General features: G+C 73.6%; 15 protein-coding genes. 1 reads left to right on the top strand and 14 read right to left on the bottom strand.

Translation table 11 applies throughout. From position 1 onward, the window contains the following. Nucleotides 1-98: 98 nt before the first annotated feature. The 12 genes from BMX74_RS29260 to BMX74_RS29315 form a co-directional block, all read right to left on the bottom strand. Nucleotides 99-3,947 carry an AAA family ATPase gene (locus BMX74_RS29260; protein WP_091103917.1) on the bottom strand — a complete coding sequence of 1,283 codons (3,849 nt, stop codon included), beginning with the start codon at nt 3,945-3,947 and terminating at the stop codon, nt 99-101. A gap of 522 nt (nt 3,948-4,469) precedes the next feature. Further along, nucleotides 4,470-4,664 carry a hypothetical protein gene (locus BMX74_RS29265; protein WP_055505123.1) on the bottom strand — a complete coding sequence of 65 codons (195 nt, stop codon included), beginning with the start codon at nt 4,662-4,664 and terminating at the stop codon, nt 4,470-4,472. Between the two features lie 190 nt (nt 4,665-4,854). Continuing rightward, a complete protein-coding gene (locus BMX74_RS29270) occupies nt 4,855-5,142 on the bottom strand; it encodes an acylphosphatase (RefSeq protein ID WP_082535182.1) in 288 nt (95 codons plus the stop codon). Nucleotides 5,143-5,244: 102 nt separating this feature from the next. After that, the gene (locus BMX74_RS29275; RefSeq protein WP_091103918.1) at nt 5,245-6,129 is read right to left on the bottom strand and encodes a LysR family transcriptional regulator; all 885 of its coding nucleotides are present in this window, start codon (nt 6,127-6,129) and stop codon (nt 5,245-5,247) included. 337 nt (nt 6,130-6,466) lie between these two features. After that, the gene (mutM, locus tag BMX74_RS29280; protein WP_055505125.1) at nt 6,467-7,312 is read right to left on the bottom strand and encodes a bifunctional DNA-formamidopyrimidine glycosylase/DNA-(apurinic or apyrimidinic site) lyase; all 846 of its coding nucleotides are present in this window, start codon (nt 7,310-7,312) and stop codon (nt 6,467-6,469) included. A 1-nt stretch (nt 7,313) separates the two neighbouring features. Further along, the gene (gene rnc, locus BMX74_RS29285; RefSeq protein WP_055505126.1) at nt 7,314-8,033 is read right to left on the bottom strand and encodes a ribonuclease III; all 720 of its coding nucleotides are present in this window, start codon (nt 8,031-8,033) and stop codon (nt 7,314-7,316) included. A 213-nt stretch (nt 8,034-8,246) separates the two neighbouring features. Beyond that, entirely contained in the window at nt 8,247-8,426 is a 180-nt protein-coding gene (gene rpmF / locus BMX74_RS29290) for a 50S ribosomal protein L32 (protein ID WP_082535183.1), read from the bottom strand. Between the two features lies 1 nt (nt 8,427). After that, a complete protein-coding gene (locus tag BMX74_RS29295; RefSeq protein WP_055505449.1) occupies nt 8,428-8,979 on the bottom strand; it encodes a YceD family protein in 552 nt (183 codons plus the stop codon). Between the two features lie 69 nt (nt 8,980-9,048). Continuing rightward, nucleotides 9,049-9,525: a pantetheine-phosphate adenylyltransferase gene (gene coaD, locus BMX74_RS29300; RefSeq protein ID WP_055505127.1), complete on the bottom strand. Its 477-nt coding sequence runs from the start codon at nt 9,523-9,525 to the stop codon at nt 9,049-9,051. Nucleotides 9,526-9,546: 21 nt separating this feature from the next. Then, nucleotides 9,547-10,116 (bottom strand): 16S rRNA (guanine(966)-N(2))-methyltransferase RsmD, encoded by a 570-nt coding sequence (gene rsmD / locus BMX74_RS29305; RefSeq protein ID WP_091103966.1) that lies wholly within the window; start codon nt 10,114-10,116, stop codon nt 9,547-9,549. A 562-nt stretch (nt 10,117-10,678) separates the two neighbouring features. Further along, nucleotides 10,679-12,853: an ATP-dependent DNA helicase RecG gene (gene recG / locus BMX74_RS29310; RefSeq protein ID WP_055505128.1), complete on the bottom strand. Its 2,175-nt coding sequence runs from the start codon at nt 12,851-12,853 to the stop codon at nt 10,679-10,681. Nucleotides 12,854-12,931: 78 nt separating this feature from the next. After that, nucleotides 12,932-14,476, bottom strand: coding sequence for a DAK2 domain-containing protein (locus BMX74_RS29315; protein ID WP_055505129.1), 1,545 nt, complete (start codon nt 14,474-14,476; stop codon nt 12,932-12,934). Nucleotides 14,477-14,675: 199 nt separating this feature from the next. On the opposite strand from BMX74_RS29315, the gene rpmB reads away from it, so the two are divergent. Beyond that, nucleotides 14,676-14,861, top strand: a complete 186-nt coding sequence (gene rpmB, locus BMX74_RS29320) for a 50S ribosomal protein L28 (RefSeq protein ID WP_055505130.1) — start codon at nt 14,676-14,678, stop codon at nt 14,859-14,861. A gap of 141 nt (nt 14,862-15,002) precedes the next feature. Here rpmB and thiD read toward each other — a convergent pair whose 3' ends face one another. Then, complete coding sequence (thiD, locus tag BMX74_RS29325; protein ID WP_055505131.1) at nt 15,003-15,797, bottom strand: bifunctional hydroxymethylpyrimidine kinase/phosphomethylpyrimidine kinase; 795 nt, start codon at nt 15,795-15,797, stop codon at nt 15,003-15,005. A gap of 217 nt (nt 15,798-16,014) precedes the next feature. Then, entirely contained in the window at nt 16,015-17,550 is a 1,536-nt protein-coding gene (locus BMX74_RS29330) for a hypothetical protein (protein WP_143078806.1), read from the bottom strand. Nucleotides 17,551-17,567 lie beyond the last annotated feature (17 nt).

Consider the following 17,567-nt stretch of genomic DNA (forward strand, 5'->3'; position numbering starts at 1 on the left):
GCCCGCGCCCTCCGCGGCTCCGGCCCGGTCGCGCCCCCTGCGGCTCCGGCCCGGTCGCGCCCCCTGCGGCTGCGCCGGGTCCGGCTCCGCCGCGGCGGTCAGGCGGACTCGCGCTCGCGCAGCCGCTGGCTCACCACCTGGGTCACGCCGTCGCCGCGCATCGACACGCCGTACAGCGCGTCGGCGATCTCCATCGTGCGCTTGTTGTGGGTGATGACGATCAGCTGCGAGCTCTGCCGCAGCTCCTCGAAGAGCGTCAGCAGCCGCTGCGTGTTCGTGTCGTCGAGCGCCGCCTCGACCTCGTCCATCACGTAGAACGGCGACGGCCGCGCCTTGAAGATCGAGATGAGGAACGCCACCGCCGTCAGCGAGCGCTCGCCGCCCGACAGCAGCGACAGCCGCTTGACCTTCTTGCCCGGCGGACGCGCCTCCACCTCGATGCCCGTGGTCAGCATGTCGGTGGGGTCGGTCAGCACGAGCCGCCCCTCGCCGCCCGGGAACACCCGCGTGAAGATCTGCTCGAACTCGCGCGCGACGTCCTCGTACGCCGAGGCGAACATCTGCTCCACCCGGTCGTCGACCTCCTTGACGACGGTGAGCAGGTCGCGCCTGGTCTTCTTGAGGTCCTCCAGCTGGGAGGTCAGGAACGCGTGGCGCTCCTCCAGCGCCGCGAACTCCTCCAGCGCCAGCGGGTTGACCTTGCCGAGCTGGTTCATCTGCCGCTCGGCCGCCCGCGCCCGCTTCTCCTGCTCCTCCCGCACGTACGGCACCGGCGGCTCCCCCGGCACGGCCACCTCGGGGCCGTACTCGGCGACCAGCGCCTCGACCTCGACGCCGAACTCGTCCATGGCCCGCTGTTCGAGCTGCTCCAGGCGCATCCGCTGCTCGGTGCGGGCCACCTCGCTGCCGTGGACCCGGTTGACCAGCCGGTCGAGCTCCTGGCCCAGCTCGCGGACGTGCACCCGCACCTGCTTCAGCTCGGCGTCGATCGCGACCCTGGCCAGGTCGGCCTCGTCGCGCTCGCGCGCGGCCAGCGCGATCGACTCGGCCAGCCGCGCGAGCACCTGCCTGGCCGCCCCGCTGACCGCCTCGGCCACCACGGCCTGCTGCCTGCGCCTGGCCCGCTGGGCCGCCGCCTGGGCCCGCTCCTGCCGCTCGCGCTGCGCGGCCCGCAGCAGGGAGTCGGCCCTGCCCTCGATGCCCTTGACCCGCTCCTCGGCTGTGCGCACCTGCAGGCGGCAGTCCATCTCGCGCTGCCTGGCCGCCTCGCACGCCCCCGCCAGCTCGTCGCGCGCGTCGGTGGTGGGCTCGGACTCCAGCTCCTGGGCGTACTCGGCCTCGGCAAGCCTGATCTCCAGCTCGGCCAGCTCCTCCAGCCCCTCGGCGCGCGACGCCCTGGCCGCCTCGACGCTCTTCACGAGCCTGGCCGCCTCGTCGTGGGCGGCCTGGGCGGCGGCTTCGAGCTGGGCGAGCCGCCTCGCCGCCGCGGCGCCGCGCTGGTCGGCCTCGCGCTGCTTCGCGCGTACCTGGTCGAGGGCGCCCTGCGCGGCGCTCACGCCGGACTGGGCGGTGGTGACGGCGGTCTGCGCCTCGTTCACGCGCGCCTGCGCGGCCTCCAGCGCGGCCTGCGCGGCCTGCTCGGCCTCGGCGGCCTCGTCGAACGCCAGCGTCGTCTCCTCCGCGCGCCGCTCGGCGTCCTCCAGGTCGGCGACGGCCTCGTCGAACGCCGCACGGACCTGCAGCACCGACGTGCCGCCCTCGGACCCGCCCTCCGCCAGGTGCGCGGCCACCACGTCGCCGTCGCGGGTGACGGCCCGCAGCTCGGGACGGCTCAGGACGAGCGCGCGGGCGGCGTCGAGGTCGCCGACCACGGCCACGTCGCCGAGGACGCGCTCGACGGCGGCCCGCAGGTGGCCGGGAACGCCGACCAGATCAGCGGCCCACACGGCCCCATCAGGCAAACCGGGCCGAACGGAGCCCTCGGTGGACGCCATGTGCCCCGAGCCGTCGAGCGGCCTGGAGCGGTCCGAACCGTCGGATGACGTAGGCCGGTCGGAGCCATCGGGTGGCGTGGGCCGGTTCGTGCCGTCGGGTGCCGTGAAGCGGTCGGAGCCGTCGGGTCCCATGGGGCGGTCCGTTGGCCCGCCTTGGCCGGCCACGAGCAGCGTCGCCTGACCGGCCTTGGTGCTGCGCAGCAGGTCGAGGGCCTCGACCGCGGTGTCGAGCGACTCCACGGCGACGGCCTCGGCGACCGGCCCGAGCACCGCCGCGACCGCGGGCTCGGCCCCCGGCGTGACCTGGAGCACCGCGGCGAGCGGGCCGAGCACGCCGGTCAGCCCCGACTCCAGCACCGCCGCCCCGCCGTCGCCCTTGGCCAGGCCCAGCTCCAGCGCGTCGCGGCGGGCCCGCAGCGCGACGACCGCCCGCTGCGCCTCCTGGTCGGCCGCCCGCGCCGCGACGGTCGCCGTCCTGGCGGCCTGGAGCGCCGCACGCGGCGCGTCGAGCGCGGACTTGGCCTCGTCGGCGGCGGCACGGGCCTCGTCGGCGACCGCGCGGGCCTCCTCGACCAACGCCTGGGCCGCGGCCAGCTCACGGGCCAGCTCCTCGGCCAGCGCGGGATCGGCGGAGGGCTCCTCGACGCGCCGCGCCTCCAGCTCCTCCCTGGCCTGCCCCTCGCGCTCGCCGGCGTCGGCGACGGCCCGTTCGAGCCTGCCGATCTCCTCCTCGGCGGCCCGCGCCCTGCTGCGTACCGACTCGACCTGGCCGCGCAGCCTGGCCAGCCCCTCGCGCCGGTCGGCGGCGGCCCTGGCCGCCATGGCGAGCCTGCGTTCCTCGGCGCCCAGCTCGGCCTCGGCCTCGGCGCGCCGTTGGACGGCCTCCTCCAGGAGGTCCTGGGCGTGCTCCAGCTCGGCCCTCAGGATCTCCTCGCGCTCGCGCATCTCGGCGGCCTCGCGTTCGAGGTCTTCCGGGTCGCGTCCGCGCCGCTCGATGGAGGCCGCGTCGAGCGCGTGCCGGTGCCGCTCCGCGGCGAGCTGTTCGAGGCCCGTGATGCGCTCACGCAGCGACGAGAGCCTGAAGTACGTCTCCTGGGCCGCGCTGAGCCGCGGCTGCGCCTCGGCCTCGGCGGCCTCCAGCGCGGTCTCCCGCCGCTGCCCCTCGGCCAGGTCGGTCTCGACCTGGTTGCGCCTGGTCAGGATCGCGGCCTCGTCGGCGGCCTCGCGCTCCAGCGTCGCGCGCAGCGTGCACACGTCGTCGGCGAGCAGCCGCAGCCGGGCGTCGCGCAGGTCGGCCTGGATGACGGCGGCCTTGCGGGCGATCTCCGCCTGCCGCCCGAGGGGCTTGAGCTGGCGGCGCAGCTCGGTGGTGAGGTCCTGGACGCGGGTGAGGTTGGCCTGCATCGCGTCGAGCTTGCGCAGCGCCTTCTCCTTGCGCTTGCGGTGCTTGAGCACGCCCGCGGCCTCTTCGATGAACGCCCGGCGGTCCTCCGGGCCCGCGTGCAGCACGGCGTCGAGCTGGCCCTGCCCGACGATGACGTGCATCTCCCTGCCGATGCCCGAGTCGGACAGCAGCTCCTGGATGTCGAGCAGGCGGCAGGTGTCGCCGTTGATGGCGTACTCGCTCTGGCCTGACCTGAACATCAGGCGGCTGATCGTGACCTCGGTGTAGTCGATCGGGAGCGCGCCGTCGGAGTTGTCGATGGTCAGCGTGACCTCGGCCCGCCCCAGCGGGGGCCTGGACGAGGTGCCGGCGAAGATGACGTCCTCCATCTTGCCGCCGCGCAGCGACTTGGCGCTGTGCTCGCCCATGACCCAGGCGAGCGCGTCGACGACGTTGGACTTGCCCGAGCCGTTCGGGCCGACCACACAGGTGATGCCGGGCTCGAAGCGCAGGGCGGTCGCCGAGGCGAAGGACTTGAAGCCGCGCAGGGTGAGCGTCTTGAGATACAAACGCCGACCCCCTTCCCCTGAACGGACTTCGGGGAAAAGAGTACTGGTCGAGCCGCCCCGCGCGGGCGGGTACGACGCGACCACCGCGCGTCGCTGCCCCACCGCCTCACCGAGAGCGTCCGCGCCCGGCGCACGGCCGCCGCGCCATGAGCCGCCGCCCGCCGCTTCTCGTGCGCAGGCGACCGGCTCACAGGGGGTGCGCCGGTCGCCTGCGAACGGGCGACACCGGACTCCCCGCCGGCCCATGACCTGCGGCGGCTCGCACCGGGGCTCACCGGCGACCCCGCTGCGCCTACGGGCGGGCTCGCATGCGGGCTCATCGGCGGTGTGGGTGGTTGCAGGGGTGCTTCGGGGGGGGCGGGGTTCGCGGATGGGGTCAGGGGCGGAGGTCAGGGGTGCGGCGCCTCGGGGCGCCGTTCACCTGGCCTTCCGCCCGCCTGGGCACATGAGTGCGCACATTTCTGCGCACATGACAAGGGACGCCTCTCCGAGACGTCCCTGGATCTTGCGCTCCGATCACTCTCAGGTGAGTGCCGGCTCGCGCTCTTGCATGCGGCTGAGCGCCTCGTCGCGGGTCTGCGCCGCAAGAGCGTCATTCTGGGCCTGAAGCCGGATGAGTTCTGCCTCCAGATCCCGGATACGCTGCTGCAGGCGGCGCATCTCCGAGACCATTCGAGGGTCAGGACCGCCGACGTGGCCGAGTAGAGCCTTCGCCATGGTAAAGGGTCCTCCACGCTGAGTGACCAGACTGGTTCGCGCACTTCTGTTCCGCGGGAGGGGTGCGCGTGGTACCTAACAAGAGTCGCACCGGCGGTGTGGGCGGTCAAGTCGATCGGACCGCCGTCGCCCACCGATGGGCACTCCCGACATATAACTATACCCTATTTGGGCGGTTTAGCAAAAGGCGTCATCGCTCGATAAAACCGCCCAAACTACCTCGGGGTTCGCTCCAGCGTTCCACTACTCCATCGACCCTCCCCGGCGTGTCGCAACCTCTCAGCAGCTCCAGCAGCTTGACGCAGGCGTCCCTGGGGCCCTCCGCCACCACTTCCACGCGACCGTCCTCGGTGTTGCGTGCCCACCCGACCAGCCCGAGCTCCAAGGCTCGCGCCCGGGTCCACCACCGGAAGCCGACACCCTGCACGTTCCCGCGCACCCAGGCGGTCACGCGGGCGTTTTCGGGGTTTTTAGTCATTTTGTCTCCATTACTCTGCGTCCACAGCTTCAAAGGTCGCGCCCGGGAGGCGGGGCTCCACGCGGCCACGGCCGAGGCTTTCACGCGACCACGGCCAGGCTTTCACGCGGCCTGAGCTGGAGCGGCGGCCGCGCAGAACGCCCTGACGGCCGCCGTCGCCCCCTCGCGCCGCCAGACCAGGGCCATCACCGACGGCGGCAGGCCCGCGACCGGGACGAACGCGACGTCGGGCCGTCCATGGTGGGCGGCGGTCGGGGTGCAGAAGAGCATGCCGCCCCTGTTCAGAGCCACCAGCGTCAGCCCTTCCTGGGTCGTGGACACCGCCGCGGCCACCGTGACGGGCCGCCCGCCGGGCGTGACCCGCGGGGCCACCAGCTCCCGCCAGCGGGGCGGCGCGGGCCCGTCCAGGCCGATCAGCGGCACGTCCGCCAGCTCCTCTGCCCCGATCGAGCGCCTGGCCGCCAGCCGGTGCCGCACGGACAGCCCCAGCCGGTGCGGCACGCGGTTCAGCGCCGGGCCCGTCTCCAGGTCGGGCTCGTCCACCGGCAGCAGCGTGAAGGCGACGTCCACGCCGCCCGCGCGGAGCCTCCCGAACGGGTCGGACAGCGGGATCTCCACCAGCTCCACCGCGCACTCCGGGTGCCGCCGCTCGAAGCGCTCCACCGCGCCCGTGACGACGTCCGTCGGCGTGCCGATGAAGCCCACGCGCAGCACGCCCTCCACCCGCCGCGCCGCCGCCCTCACCCTGTCGAACGCGCGTCCCAGGCCGTCGTAGGCGGGCCGCAGGTCGGCGAGGAAGCGCTCACCCAGCGGGGTCAGCCGCACCCGCCTGCTCGTACGGTCGAACAACCGCGCGCCCACCCGGGTCTCCAGTGCCCGTACGAGCTGGCTCACCCGGCCGGGCGACAGGCGGAGCCGCTCCGCCGCGCGGGCGAAGTGAAGTTCCTCACTGAGCACGACGAAGCACTCCAGCTCCCTGAACTCCATGCCACCTCCCGATCCCTTAGCCAGGGTAAACGACGGCTTCGATCTCCGTCCGCGTCCCCGCAGGTCGCGCCGCCGGAGGCGGAGGACATGACCACCACAATCCCCTTCGCCGCGGCAGGGGGCCGCGCGCCCGGCCAGGAACCGCACAGCGCGCACGGGCGCCGTCACCCCCGTCGTACCGTGGGCCCCGGCCTGCGGCGGTGTCTCCGTCGCGCTTCAGCTCCGGGTCATCAGGCGGGCGGCGGCGACACCGGGGCCGCCCAGCTCGCGGCGGTCTCCAACGCCGCCATCCCCCTTGGGGCCCTGCGCGGTGGCGGGATCTCCGACGCCTCCCTGGTCAGCGTGGTCTGCGCTGGCAGCGGGGGCAGGAGTAGGACGAACGGTTCATGAACGGCTCGCGCCTGATCGGGGAGCCGCAGCGAGAGCACGGCAGGTCGCGGCGGCCGTACACCTCCAGGGAGCGGTCGAAGTAGCCGCTCTCGCCGTTGACGTTGACGTACAGGCTGTCGAAGGACGTGCCGCCCTGGTGCAGCGCGGCCGCCATGACCTCCCTGACCGCCGACACGAGCTCCGCGATCTTCGGCCGGGTGAGCGTCTCCGTGGGCCTGGCCCAGTGCAGCCGGGCGATCCACAGCGCCTCGTCGGCGTAGATGTTGCCGACGCCGCTGATCAGCGACTGGTCGAGCAGCGCCCGCTTGATCTCGGTGTGCCGCGCCCTGAGCCTGCGCGCGAACTCCGCCTCGTCGAACGCCGGCTCGAACGGGTCGGGCGCGATGTGCGCGATCGGCTCGGGCACGCCGCCCACCAGCGGCGCCAGCATGACGTGCCCGAACGTGCGCTGGTCGACGAAGCGCAGGTCGGGGCCGCCGTCGGCGAACCTGACGCGGACCCGTAGATGCTTCTCAGGCGGCGCGGCCGGGTCGACGACGAGGAGCTGCCCGCTCATGCCGAGATGCGCCATCAGCGCCTCGTCGGGGCCCGACAGCGGCAGCCACAGGTACTTGCCGCGCCGCCGCGCCGACTCGATCACGCGGCCCTTCAGCCGTGCGGCGAGGTCGTCGGCGCCGGCGAGGTGCCGTCTGACCGCCCGCGGGTGCAGCACCTCGGCCTCGGCGATCTCGCGGCCGACCACCCATTGCGCGAGGCCGCGCCTGACGACCTCGACCTCCGGCAGCTCGGGCAACCTAGCCCGCCGGCTGGTTCTCGCGCTGCTCGCGGCGCGCCCTGATGCGGGTCCAGGCCGCCTCGGCCGCCTGCTGCTCGGCCTCCTTCTTGCTGCGGCCCGTGCCCGACCCGTACGACTCGCCGCCCACGCGCACCATGGCCGTGAACGACTTGGCGTGGTCGGGGCCGCTCTCCTCGACGTGGTACTCGGGCACGCCGAGCGCCTCGGAGGCGGTGAGCTCCTGCAGGGACGTCTTCCAGTCGAGCCCGGCCCCGAGCGACGCCGAACGGACGATCAGCGGGTCGAACAGCAGGTGCACCACGCGGAACGCCTCGTCGAGCCCCTTGTCGACGTAGACGGCGCCGATCAGCGCCTCCAGCGTGTCGGCCAGGATCGAGGACTTGTCGCGCCCGCCGGTGCCCTCCTCGCCCCTGCCCAGCCGCAGGAACCGGCCCAGGCCCAGGTTGCGGGCCACGTCGGCCAGGGCACGCATGTTGACCACCGCGGCGCGCAGCTTCGCCAGCTGCCCTTCGGGCAGGTCGGGGTGGTTGCGGTAGAGGGTGTCGGTGACCACCAGGCCCAGCACCGAGTCGCCGAGGAACTCCAGGCGCTCGTTGGTGGGCAGGCCGCCGTTCTCGTACGCGTACGAGCGGTGCGTCAGCGCCCGCTCCAGGATGTCGGCGTCGAGGCCGACGACAAGGACCCGCTCCAGCTCGTCTCGGGCGACCTCGACGGCCACCGGCTTAGGACCTGCGCCCACGTGTTTCCTCCTCGGACATCTTCACAAGGCTCGACGGCTGCGGAAGATGCCCGAAAACGTGGTGGGCGTCGGGGACGAACGCCCCCCGGCGTCCACCACGGCCGCGGGCGGGACCGCCGCCGTACGCATCTGAGACGTTAACGCCGACCGAGGCACAATGGCACCCGGTCGGCATCACGTCAACTGACGGGATCAGGCGGACGGCTCGACGACCTGACGACGGTTGTAGGTGCCGCAGGTGGGGCACGCGATGTGCGGCTGCTTGGGCGAACGGCACTGCGGGCAGCTCACCAGGGCGACAGCAGTCGTCTTCCACTGGGAGCGACGGGCGCGGGTGTTGCTCCGCGACATCTTTCGCTTCGGGACGGCCACGTCACTTCTCCTGATCGTTATCGTTCTCGGTAATCAGACCCTGCAACGACGCCCAGCGGGCGTCGATCTTCTCGTGCCGGTGGTCAGGGCCGGCCTCGGCCAGCTTGACCCCGCACTCCGTGCAGAGCCCCTCGCAGTCTTCACTGCAGACGGGGCTCAGCGGCAGTGCGAGCACCACCGCGTCGCGGAACGTCGGCTCGAGGTCGAGCAGCTCCCCGTCGAGCAGTGAGTCGTCCTCCGAGGCGTCCTCGTCGGAGTAGAAGAACAGCTCCTGGAGGTCGACCTCGATGTCCGAGGCGACGGGGTCGAGACACCGCGCGCACTCCCCGGCGAGCGGGGCGCGCGCCGTGCCCGAGACGAGCACGCCTTCCATCACTGCTTCGAGCCGCAGGTCCAGCTCGACTTCGGCGTCCTTGGGGACACCGATCATGTCGACGCCGAGGTGCGCCGGAGCCGGGAGGGTCAGGCGCAGCTCGCGCATCGTGCCCGGCCGCTTTCCCAGGTCGTGAGTGGAGATCACCCAAGGGGAGCGGGGGTCGAGGTGCTGAGTCATCCTGCTCTCGCTAGGCATGGCGACATTCGCCGTCGTACAAGGCCGAAATGAAAGGATACCAGGTCGCCGTCAGCCCCTGAGCCGCTCTATGAGCAGCTTGTGGACCAGGTCGGGGACCAGGCCGGACACGTCCCCACCATACCGGGCGATCTCCTTGACCCTGCTGGAGGACAGGAAGGAGTACTCGGGGTTGGTGGGCATGAACAGCGTCTCCACGCCCGACAGGCGGTAGTTGAGCTGCGCCATCTGCAGCTCGTAGTCGAAGTCGCTGACCACCCTGATGCCCTTGACGATGGCGGGGATCTCGTTCTGCTTGCAGAAGTCCACCAGCAGCCCGTGGAACTTCCGCACCCTGACGTTGGGAAAGTCCTTCGTCACGGACTGCAGGACCTCGATCCGCTCGTCCACCGTGAACAGGCTGCTCTTCTCGATGTTGATCAGGACCGCCACGGTCACCTCGTCGTACAGCCGGGCGGCCCGGCCGATGATGTCGAGATGGCCATTGGTGATGGGGTCGAACGACCCCGGGCAGACAACGCGGCGCAAGACGCCTCCCAGGTCTACGGCCTACGGGTTCCCGGCTGCGCGACCGTACCAAACGGACGCTTCGCCGTATCTACGGACCCTCTCCTCAAGATATCCATCAGGCCACACCAGGGGCTTTCCCCTGCTTTCCCGTTCGAACGCCACCAAAGCCTCATCGGCCAGCCAGCCGTTGTCGCGCAGCAGCTCCAGGACCCGGACCACGTCCGCGTCCGGCACCGCGTACGGCGGATCGGCGAAGACGATGTCGTACGGCTCCTCCTCAGGAGGCCGCGCGAGCACCCGCTCCACCTTGTCGCCCACCAGCCGGGCGCCCGCCAGGCCCAGCGCCTGCACGTTCGCCTTGATCGTCCGGATCGCCTTCGGGTCGGACTCCACCAGCAGCGCGTGCGCCGCCCCCCGCGACAGCGCCTCCAGCCCCACCGCGCCCGACCCCGCGTACAGGTCCATCACCCGGGCCCCGTCGAGACCCTGCAGCGCGTCGAGCGTCAAGAAGATCCCTTCCCGCGCCCTGTCGCTGGTCGGTCTCGTCCCGCGCCCCGGCGGGACGCTCAACCGGCGCCCACCCGCGCTGCCCGCGATGATCCGAGTCATGCGCCCCATTCTTCCGCATGTCGGCGCAGGTCAAGAGTGAACAAGTGTCGGCCTCGAGAGCGCAAGGGTGATTCCCATCCGTCCCGGGAGTACGCATGATGAGTCTGCGGCCTTCGAGGTGACCCAGATGAAGGCCGACCGGCGTGATCGTGAGCCCTTCCGCACGCCGGTTCCCTCGGCACCTGACCCGGGGGATGGGCCCAGCCGGGGACGGCATTCGGGGGGAGGCCGTCCCCGCGGCTGGGTTCTTTCACACCGGCGCTTCCAGCGCCTCGCGAGGAGCGTCTCCGCCTCCGGGAAGTGCCAGGCAGCCGAGCGCCCCTCGCCGCCGCCACCCCGCTCCCAACGCGACCTCAGCGGCCCCGCTGCCAACGGGACGCGCATCAACCGCCGCGCTCACAGCACGACGCGCACCTCGATCGCCGCCTCGCCCACGAGGCGACCAGCCGTCGCGCTCACGACGGACGCGCACCTCACCGCCGGGACGACCCCCCGGCGTCCCCGCCTCCGCCGCGACGCACGCCCCCGGCACCGCCGCGCGGCCGGGGCGAGAGGGCAGGGGTCAGGTCTTCTCCAGGTATTCGGCGCGTTCGTCCGCCAGCAGGCGGTCGAGTTCCGCGCGCAGCCCGGGGTGGTGGGCCAGCTCGGGATCTCCGGCCAGCAGCGCCGCGGCCTCCTGTCTGGCCGAGGCGATGACGTCCTCGTCGCGCAGGAGCTGCAGCAGCTTGAGCGACGAGCGCTTGCCCGACTGGGCCGCGCCCAGCACGTCGCCCTCGCGGCGCTGCTCCAGGTCGACCCGTGACAGCTCGAAGCCGTCGAGCGTCGCCGCCACCGCGTCGAGCCTCGCCCGCGCGGGCGTGCCCTCGGGGAAGTCGGACACGAGCAGGCACAGCCCGGGCAGCCCGCCCCGGCCGACCCGGCCCCTGAGCTGGTGCAGCTGGGAGACGCCGAACCGGTCGGCGTCCATGATGATCATGACGGACGAGTTCGGCACGTCGACGCCCACCTCGATCACCGTGGTCGCCACCAGGACGTCGAGCTCGCCCCGCGTGAAGGAGCGCATGACGGCGTCCTTCTCCTCCGGGGGCAGCTTGCCGTGCAGCACGCCGAGCCGCAGGTCGTGGAACGGCCCCTCGCGCAGCAGCTCCGCGACGTCGAGGACGGCCAGCGGCGGGCGGCGCTCGTCGTCGCCCTGCGGCTCCATGTCGCCCTCGTCGCCCTCCAGGTCGCCGATGCGCGGGCACACGATGTACGCCTGCCTGCCCAGCTCCACCTCCTCGCGCACCCGCTGCCAGGTGCGCTCCAGGTAGTGGGGCTTCTCCGCCGCGGGGACGACGTGCGTGGTGATCGGCGCCCGCCCGGACGGCAGCTGCGACAGCGTGGAGACCTCGAGGTCGCCGAAGACCGTCATGGCGACCGTGCGCGGGATCGGCGTGGCCGTCATGACCAGGACGTGCGGCCGCTTGCCCCCGGCCTTCTCGCGCAGCGCGTCGCGCTGCTCGACGCCGAAGCGGTGCTGCTCGTCGACCACGACGAGCCCGAGGTCGGCGAACTGGACGTGCTCCTGCAGCAGGGCGTGCGTGCCGACCACGATGCCGGCCGTGCCTGATGCCGCGTCGAGCAGGGCGGCGCGCCGCGCGGCGGCCCCCATCGAGCCGGTGAGCAGCGTGACCGCGGTGCCGCCGAACATGCCGCCCTGCGCGAGGTCGCCCAGCATCGCGGTGATGGAGCGGTGGTGCTGCTGGGCCAGCACCTCGGTGGGGGCGAGCAGCGCGGCCTGGCCGCCCGCGTCGACGACCTGGAGCATGGCGCGCAGCGCCACCACGGTCTTGCCCGCGCCGACCTCGCCCTGCAGCAGCCGGTGCATGGGGTGCTCCAGCGCCAGGTCGGCGGCGATCTCCTCGCCGACCAGCGCCTGGCCCTCGGTCAGGGAGAACGGCAGCCGCTCGTCGAAGGCCGCGAGGATGCCGCCGGACCTGCGCGGCCTCGGCATGGCGGGCCAGGCGGTGGCGGCCCTGCGCCGCTGGAGCAGCGCCGACTGGAGCAGGAACGCCTCGTCGAACTTCAGCCGCTCGCGCGCCCGCCGCACGTCGGCGAGGTCCTTCGGCCGGTGGACGGCCACGAGGGCGTCGCCCAGGCCGCTCAGCCCCAGCCGGGAGCGCAGGTCGGCGGGCAGCGGGTCGTCGAGCGGGCCCAGCGTGTCGAGCACGACGCCGACTGCGCGCCTGATCGCCCACGGCGTGACGTCCTTGCCCGCCGGGTAGATCGGCACCGGCGCGGACGCGAACTCCTCGGCACTCGCCTCGCCGTCCTCGAACAGCTCGAACTCGGGGTGCGAGAGCTGCCAGCGCGGGTGGGAGCGCGAGCCGAACAGCCCCACCTTCCCGGCGAACATGCCGCGCCGCCCCGGCTTGAGCCGCGACTCCGCGACGTGCGAGCCCTTGCCGAAGAACGACAGATAGATCTTGTTGCGCGCGGCGTCGACGACCTCGACCTCCAGCCAGGTGCCGCCGCGGTTGCGCATGGGCTTGCGCATGAGCCTGGACACCTCGCCCACCACGGTGACGTGCTCGTCGACCTCCAGCGCGTCGAGCGCGGTGAGCTCGCCGCGCTCGGCGTAGCGGCGCGGGTAGTGGCGCAGCAGGTCGCCGACCGTCTCCAGGCCGAGCACGGCGTGCAGCAGCTTGGCGGTCTTCGGGTCGAGCGCCTTGGTGAGGGGCTCGTCGAAACGGCTCACGGCTCTATGTTCTACCGCCTGTGACCGACAGGATTCACGCGCGCCACCACCGGCGCCGCCTCGTCCGCGGCGCGGGCGTCACTCCACCCCGATGAGCAGGGGGTAGCCGCCCTGGCCGCCCTCGTACACGGCCACGTCCACGTCGGGACGGGTGCGGCGCAGGTGCTCCTCCACGCCGGACGTGAGGCCGGGCGGCGCGCCGGCGCCCGTGACCAGGGTGACCAGCTCGCCGCCGCCCGCCAGCATGCGGTGCACGACCATGACCGCGACCTCGCCGAGCGCGCCGCCGATCACGGCCACGTCCCCGTCGATCAGGCCGAGGACGTCGCCGGGGCGGCACACGCCCGCGCTCGTCACCGCCTCCCTGTCGGCCACCGCGAGGTGCCCGTGCCTGGTGTGGCCGGCCGCGTCGGTCATCGCCACCACGTCGTCGTCGAAGCGGCGCAGCGGGTCGTGCACGGCCAGCGCCGCGAGTCCCTGCACGGTCGCCTTCGTGGGCAGGACGCTGACGTGCACGCCGTCCTCGCGGGCGATCTCGGCCGCCGCCCCGGCGACGGCGCCGACGCCCTCGTCGTTCGGCAGCACCACGACCTCGCTGCCCGCCCGCCTGATCGCGGCGACCAGCGCGGGCAGCGGCGGCCGCGTGCCGGGGGCCCGCCGCACCACCTCGGCGCCGCACTCCTCGAACAGCGCCGCGATGCCGTCGCCCGCGGCCACCGCCACCACGCCCCTGCCCCTGCCCGCCTTCCCCTGCGGCTCGGCGAGGTAGGTGATCCTGATCCGGTGGGGACGCCCCGCCCGCAGCGCCGCCTCGACGGCCGGCCCCGCCTCCGGGACGTGGACATGGACGTTCCACAGCCCGTCGCCGCCGACCACGACGAGGGAGTCGCCCATGGCGTCGAGCTCGTCGCGCAGCGCCGCCACGGCGGCGTCCTCGGCGTCGAGCAGGTACATCACCTCGTAGCCCGCGCCCACCTCGGTCATCGGGGTCACCCGGCCCGTCGGCGCGGGGACGTCGTAGCGGCCGGCCGAGGACCCGGTGATCGCTGCCGACAGCGTCTCCAGGAGGATCGCCGCGCCCGCGCCGCCCGCGTCCACCACGCCGCTGCGGGCCAGGACGTCGAGCTGGCCCGGCGTGCGGCGCAGCGCGGCGCGGGCCTCCCCCGCCGCCCGCCGCGCCACCTCGGCCAGGTCGTCGCCGGCCTCGCGCGCCGCCAGCGCCGCGCTCTCCAGCACGGTCAGCACGGTGCCCTCGACCGGCCTGGCGACGCACTGCCTGGCGAGCGCCGCCGCCCGCAGCAGCGCCTCACGCAGGTCGCCGCCGTCCTTCAGGACGTCGGACAGCCCGCGCAGCGCCTGGCTCACGATCACGCCCGAGTTGCCGCGCGCCCCCACCAGGGCGCCGTACGCGAGGGTCTGCCAGACGACGGCGACGTCGACGTCGTCGGGGAGCGACTCGACGGCCTCGGCGGCAGAGAGCATGGTCAGGTGGAGGTTGGTGCCGGTGTCGCCGTCGGCGACGGGGAAGACGTTGAGCGCGTCGATCTCCGTCCTGGCCCCTCCGAGGGCGTCGGCGGCCAGGCGGGCCCAGCGGCGCACCGCGGGCGGGTCGAGGACCTCCATGTACGCGCTCCGACCTCCCCGAGTGCGCTACCGTTGTGCGAGGAGGATATCTCCGTGCCAGGCGGCGTCCAGCTCCCCGGGTCGCACCCAGTCAGGTGGATCGGATATTCTCGTCTGGCTAGCCGGTTGTCCCGGCATGCCCTCCGCCCGGAATGCATCAGCGGACAGGGCTACATCGACTGTTTTAAGGAGCGATACCGTGGCTTCCGTCTGCGATGTCTGCCGCAAGGGGCCGACCTTCGGCAACAACGTGTCCCACTCGCACCGCCGCACCCGCCGTCGTTGGAACCCCAACATCCAGACGGTGCGCGCGGTCGTCGGCGGCACGCCGAAGAAGCTGAACGTGTGCACCTCGTGCATCAAGGCGGGCAAGGTCTCCCGCTAACCCCCGCACTTCGCGGAAGGCCCGCCGCTCCAGACAAGGAGCGGCGGGCTTTTCTCATGCCCCGAGCCGGAGGGGCTGGCCCTTCTCATGCCCGAGCCGGAGGGGCTGGCCCTTCTCATGCCCCGACTCGGAGGGGCGGGGTCAGTGCCACTGCCAGGCGTGGTCCACGGGGCCGATGCCGGAGCCCAGGGGGAAGCCGGCCGCGATGGCGCCCGTGACGTACTCCTTGGCCCTGCCCACCGCGCCGGGCACGTCCTCGCCGCGCGCGATCCAGGAGGCGATGGCGGACGCGAGCGTGCAGCCCGTGCCGTGGGTGTGGCGGTTGTCGAGGCGCTCGGCGTCGAAGCGGTACTCGCTGACGCCGTCGGTGAGCAGGTCCACGGGGCGTCCGGGCAGGTGGCCGCCCTTGACCAGCGCCCAGGTGGGACCGAGCGCCAGCACGGCGTCGGCGGCGCGGCGCAGGTCGCCCTCGTCCTCGACCTTGACCGAGGTGAGCTGCTCGACCTCCCACAGGTTGGGGGTGACGACGGTCGCGATCGGCAGGAGCCGCGTCCTGATCGTGTCGACCGCCTCGGGGGCCAGCAGCGAGTCGCCGTGCTTCGACACGCCGACGGGGTCGATCACGAGGGGCGCTCCGTACGCGCCGAGCACGTCGGCCACCACCTCGACCAGCGCGGGCGAGGCCAGCATGCCGGTCTTCACGGCCTGCGCGCCGATGTCGCCGAGCACGGCGTCGAGCTGCGCGCGCACGGCCTCGGGGGGCAGCTCCCAGTAGCCTTGGACGCCCAGGGAGTTCTGGGCCGTGACCGCGGCGATGACGCTCATGCCGTGGACGCCCAGGGCCATCATGGTCTTCAGGTCTGCCTGGATGCCCGCGCCGCCACCCGAGTCGGAGCCGGCGACGGTCAGCACGCGTGGAGGGGTCGGAACCGTCATGACCCCATCCAACCACTCGGGCGGTCCGCCCGGACGACCCGCTCCGGCGGTCCGTCAGGACGGCCCGCTCGGCCGACCCGCCAGGACGATCACGCTCGGAGGACGGCGCTCAGACGGCCCGCTCAGCCGACCCGCCAGGACGACCGCCCTCGGAGGACGGCGCCCAGGCGGCCCGCTCAGCCGACCCGCCAGGACGACCGTGCTCCGAGGGCGGCGCTCAGGCGACGCTGCACTGCCCGCCGACCAGCCCGCAGGCGCCCGGCTGCTCCGCGTCTCCCGTCGCGGTGAACGTCACCTCGGCGGAGTCTCCCGTGGCCAGCGACGCCGACAGGTCGATGATCAGCAGGTCGCCGTCCTGCGTCCAGGTGCCGCCGCTGACGTTCTGCACCCGGCCCTCGACCGGAACCGACAGCGTGGGGTTCTCCAGCGTCTCGCGGGAGACGTTGGAGACGCGCAGCTTGGCGGTGTAGTCGGTGCCGCGCTGCCTGACCGTCTGCCGGACGTTCACCGAGCCGCCGCTCGGCGCGGACTCGTTGGTCGCCGTCTGGGACGGCGTGGGCTGCTGCTCGCTGCCCACGGTCGGGACGACGCCGGTTCCGCCGTCGCCGAGCGGGGACGCGGTGTCGGTGGGCGCGTCGGACGCGGTGTCCTCGGCGGGAGACCGGGTCGGCGGCCTGGTGGGCCTGTGCGACGTCGGCACCTTGGTCTTGCTGGGGGTGGGCGTGGGGCGGCGGGACGGGCGGACGCCGGAGGTGTTCGGCGCCGTGGGCGCCGTGGAGGGGGTGGCCCGGTCGTCGTCCTCGGTGGGCTCCTCGGTCGGCTCGTCCGTGGGCTCCTCGGCGGGCTCGGTCTCCTCGGCCGGGTCGGAGGCGCCGGTGGCGGGCCCGGCGGAGGTCGATACGGCGGTGCAGGCGCTGCCGGTGCACGCGCCCGCGTCGTCGGACGAGCTCAGGAGGTTGACGCCCATCACCGTGCCGCCGAGCACGACGACGACCGCGGCGACGGACAGCAGCGCGAGCTTCCCCTTGCCGCCGCGGCCGCCGCCGGAGGGCGGGGCGCCGTCGTCGCGCCCGCGCGACTCCCTGCGGCGGCCACGGCCGCGGCGCGGCTCGGGCTCGTCCAGCGCGCCGTCGTCCTCGGACCAGCCGGAGGTGAGGAAGCCGGTCTCGGCCTCGGCCCATGCCGGGGTCGGGGCGGGCGTGGGAGGGTGCGCGGGCGTGCCGGCGACCTTGACGTCGCCGGGCTCGGGCGGCCCGCCGTAGACGGAGGTGGGGCCGGAGGGGCTGTCGAAGGCGGCCGTGCGTTCGGGGTCGCCGGACGGACCCGTGCCGAAGGCGGCCGTGCGTTCGGGGTCGCCGAAGGGAGCCGTGCCGAAGACCGCTGTGTGACCGGGGGCGCCGAAGGGAGCCCCGGGCTCGCCGAAGGGGGCCGGGCCCTGGGGGGCGGGGCCGGGGCTTCCGGGAGCGCTCCCCGGGCGGGCGGCGTCCCAGTCGGGCGGGATCGCGAACGCGCCCGTCGTCTCGAACGGCCCCGCCTGCGTGCCGAGCGGGTCGGGACGCAGCGGCGCGGAGCCGGGGCCGCCGGAGGGCGGCAGGCCCGTGGAGCCGCCGGAGGGCGGCAGGCCGGTCGGGCCGCCGGTGGGCGGGAGCCCGGTGCCGGCGTCGGTGGGCAGCGCGTAGGCCCCGGTCGTCTCGAACGGCTCGGACGGCTCGGACGGCGTCCGGCGCGGGTGGTCGTCGTCATGACGGGGCATCGGCGCCCACTGGCCCG

The sequence above is a fragment of the Nonomuraea pusilla genome, from assembly GCF_900109355.1.
Classification (GTDB): Bacteria; Actinomycetota; Actinomycetes; order Streptosporangiales; family Streptosporangiaceae; genus Nonomuraea; species Nonomuraea pusilla.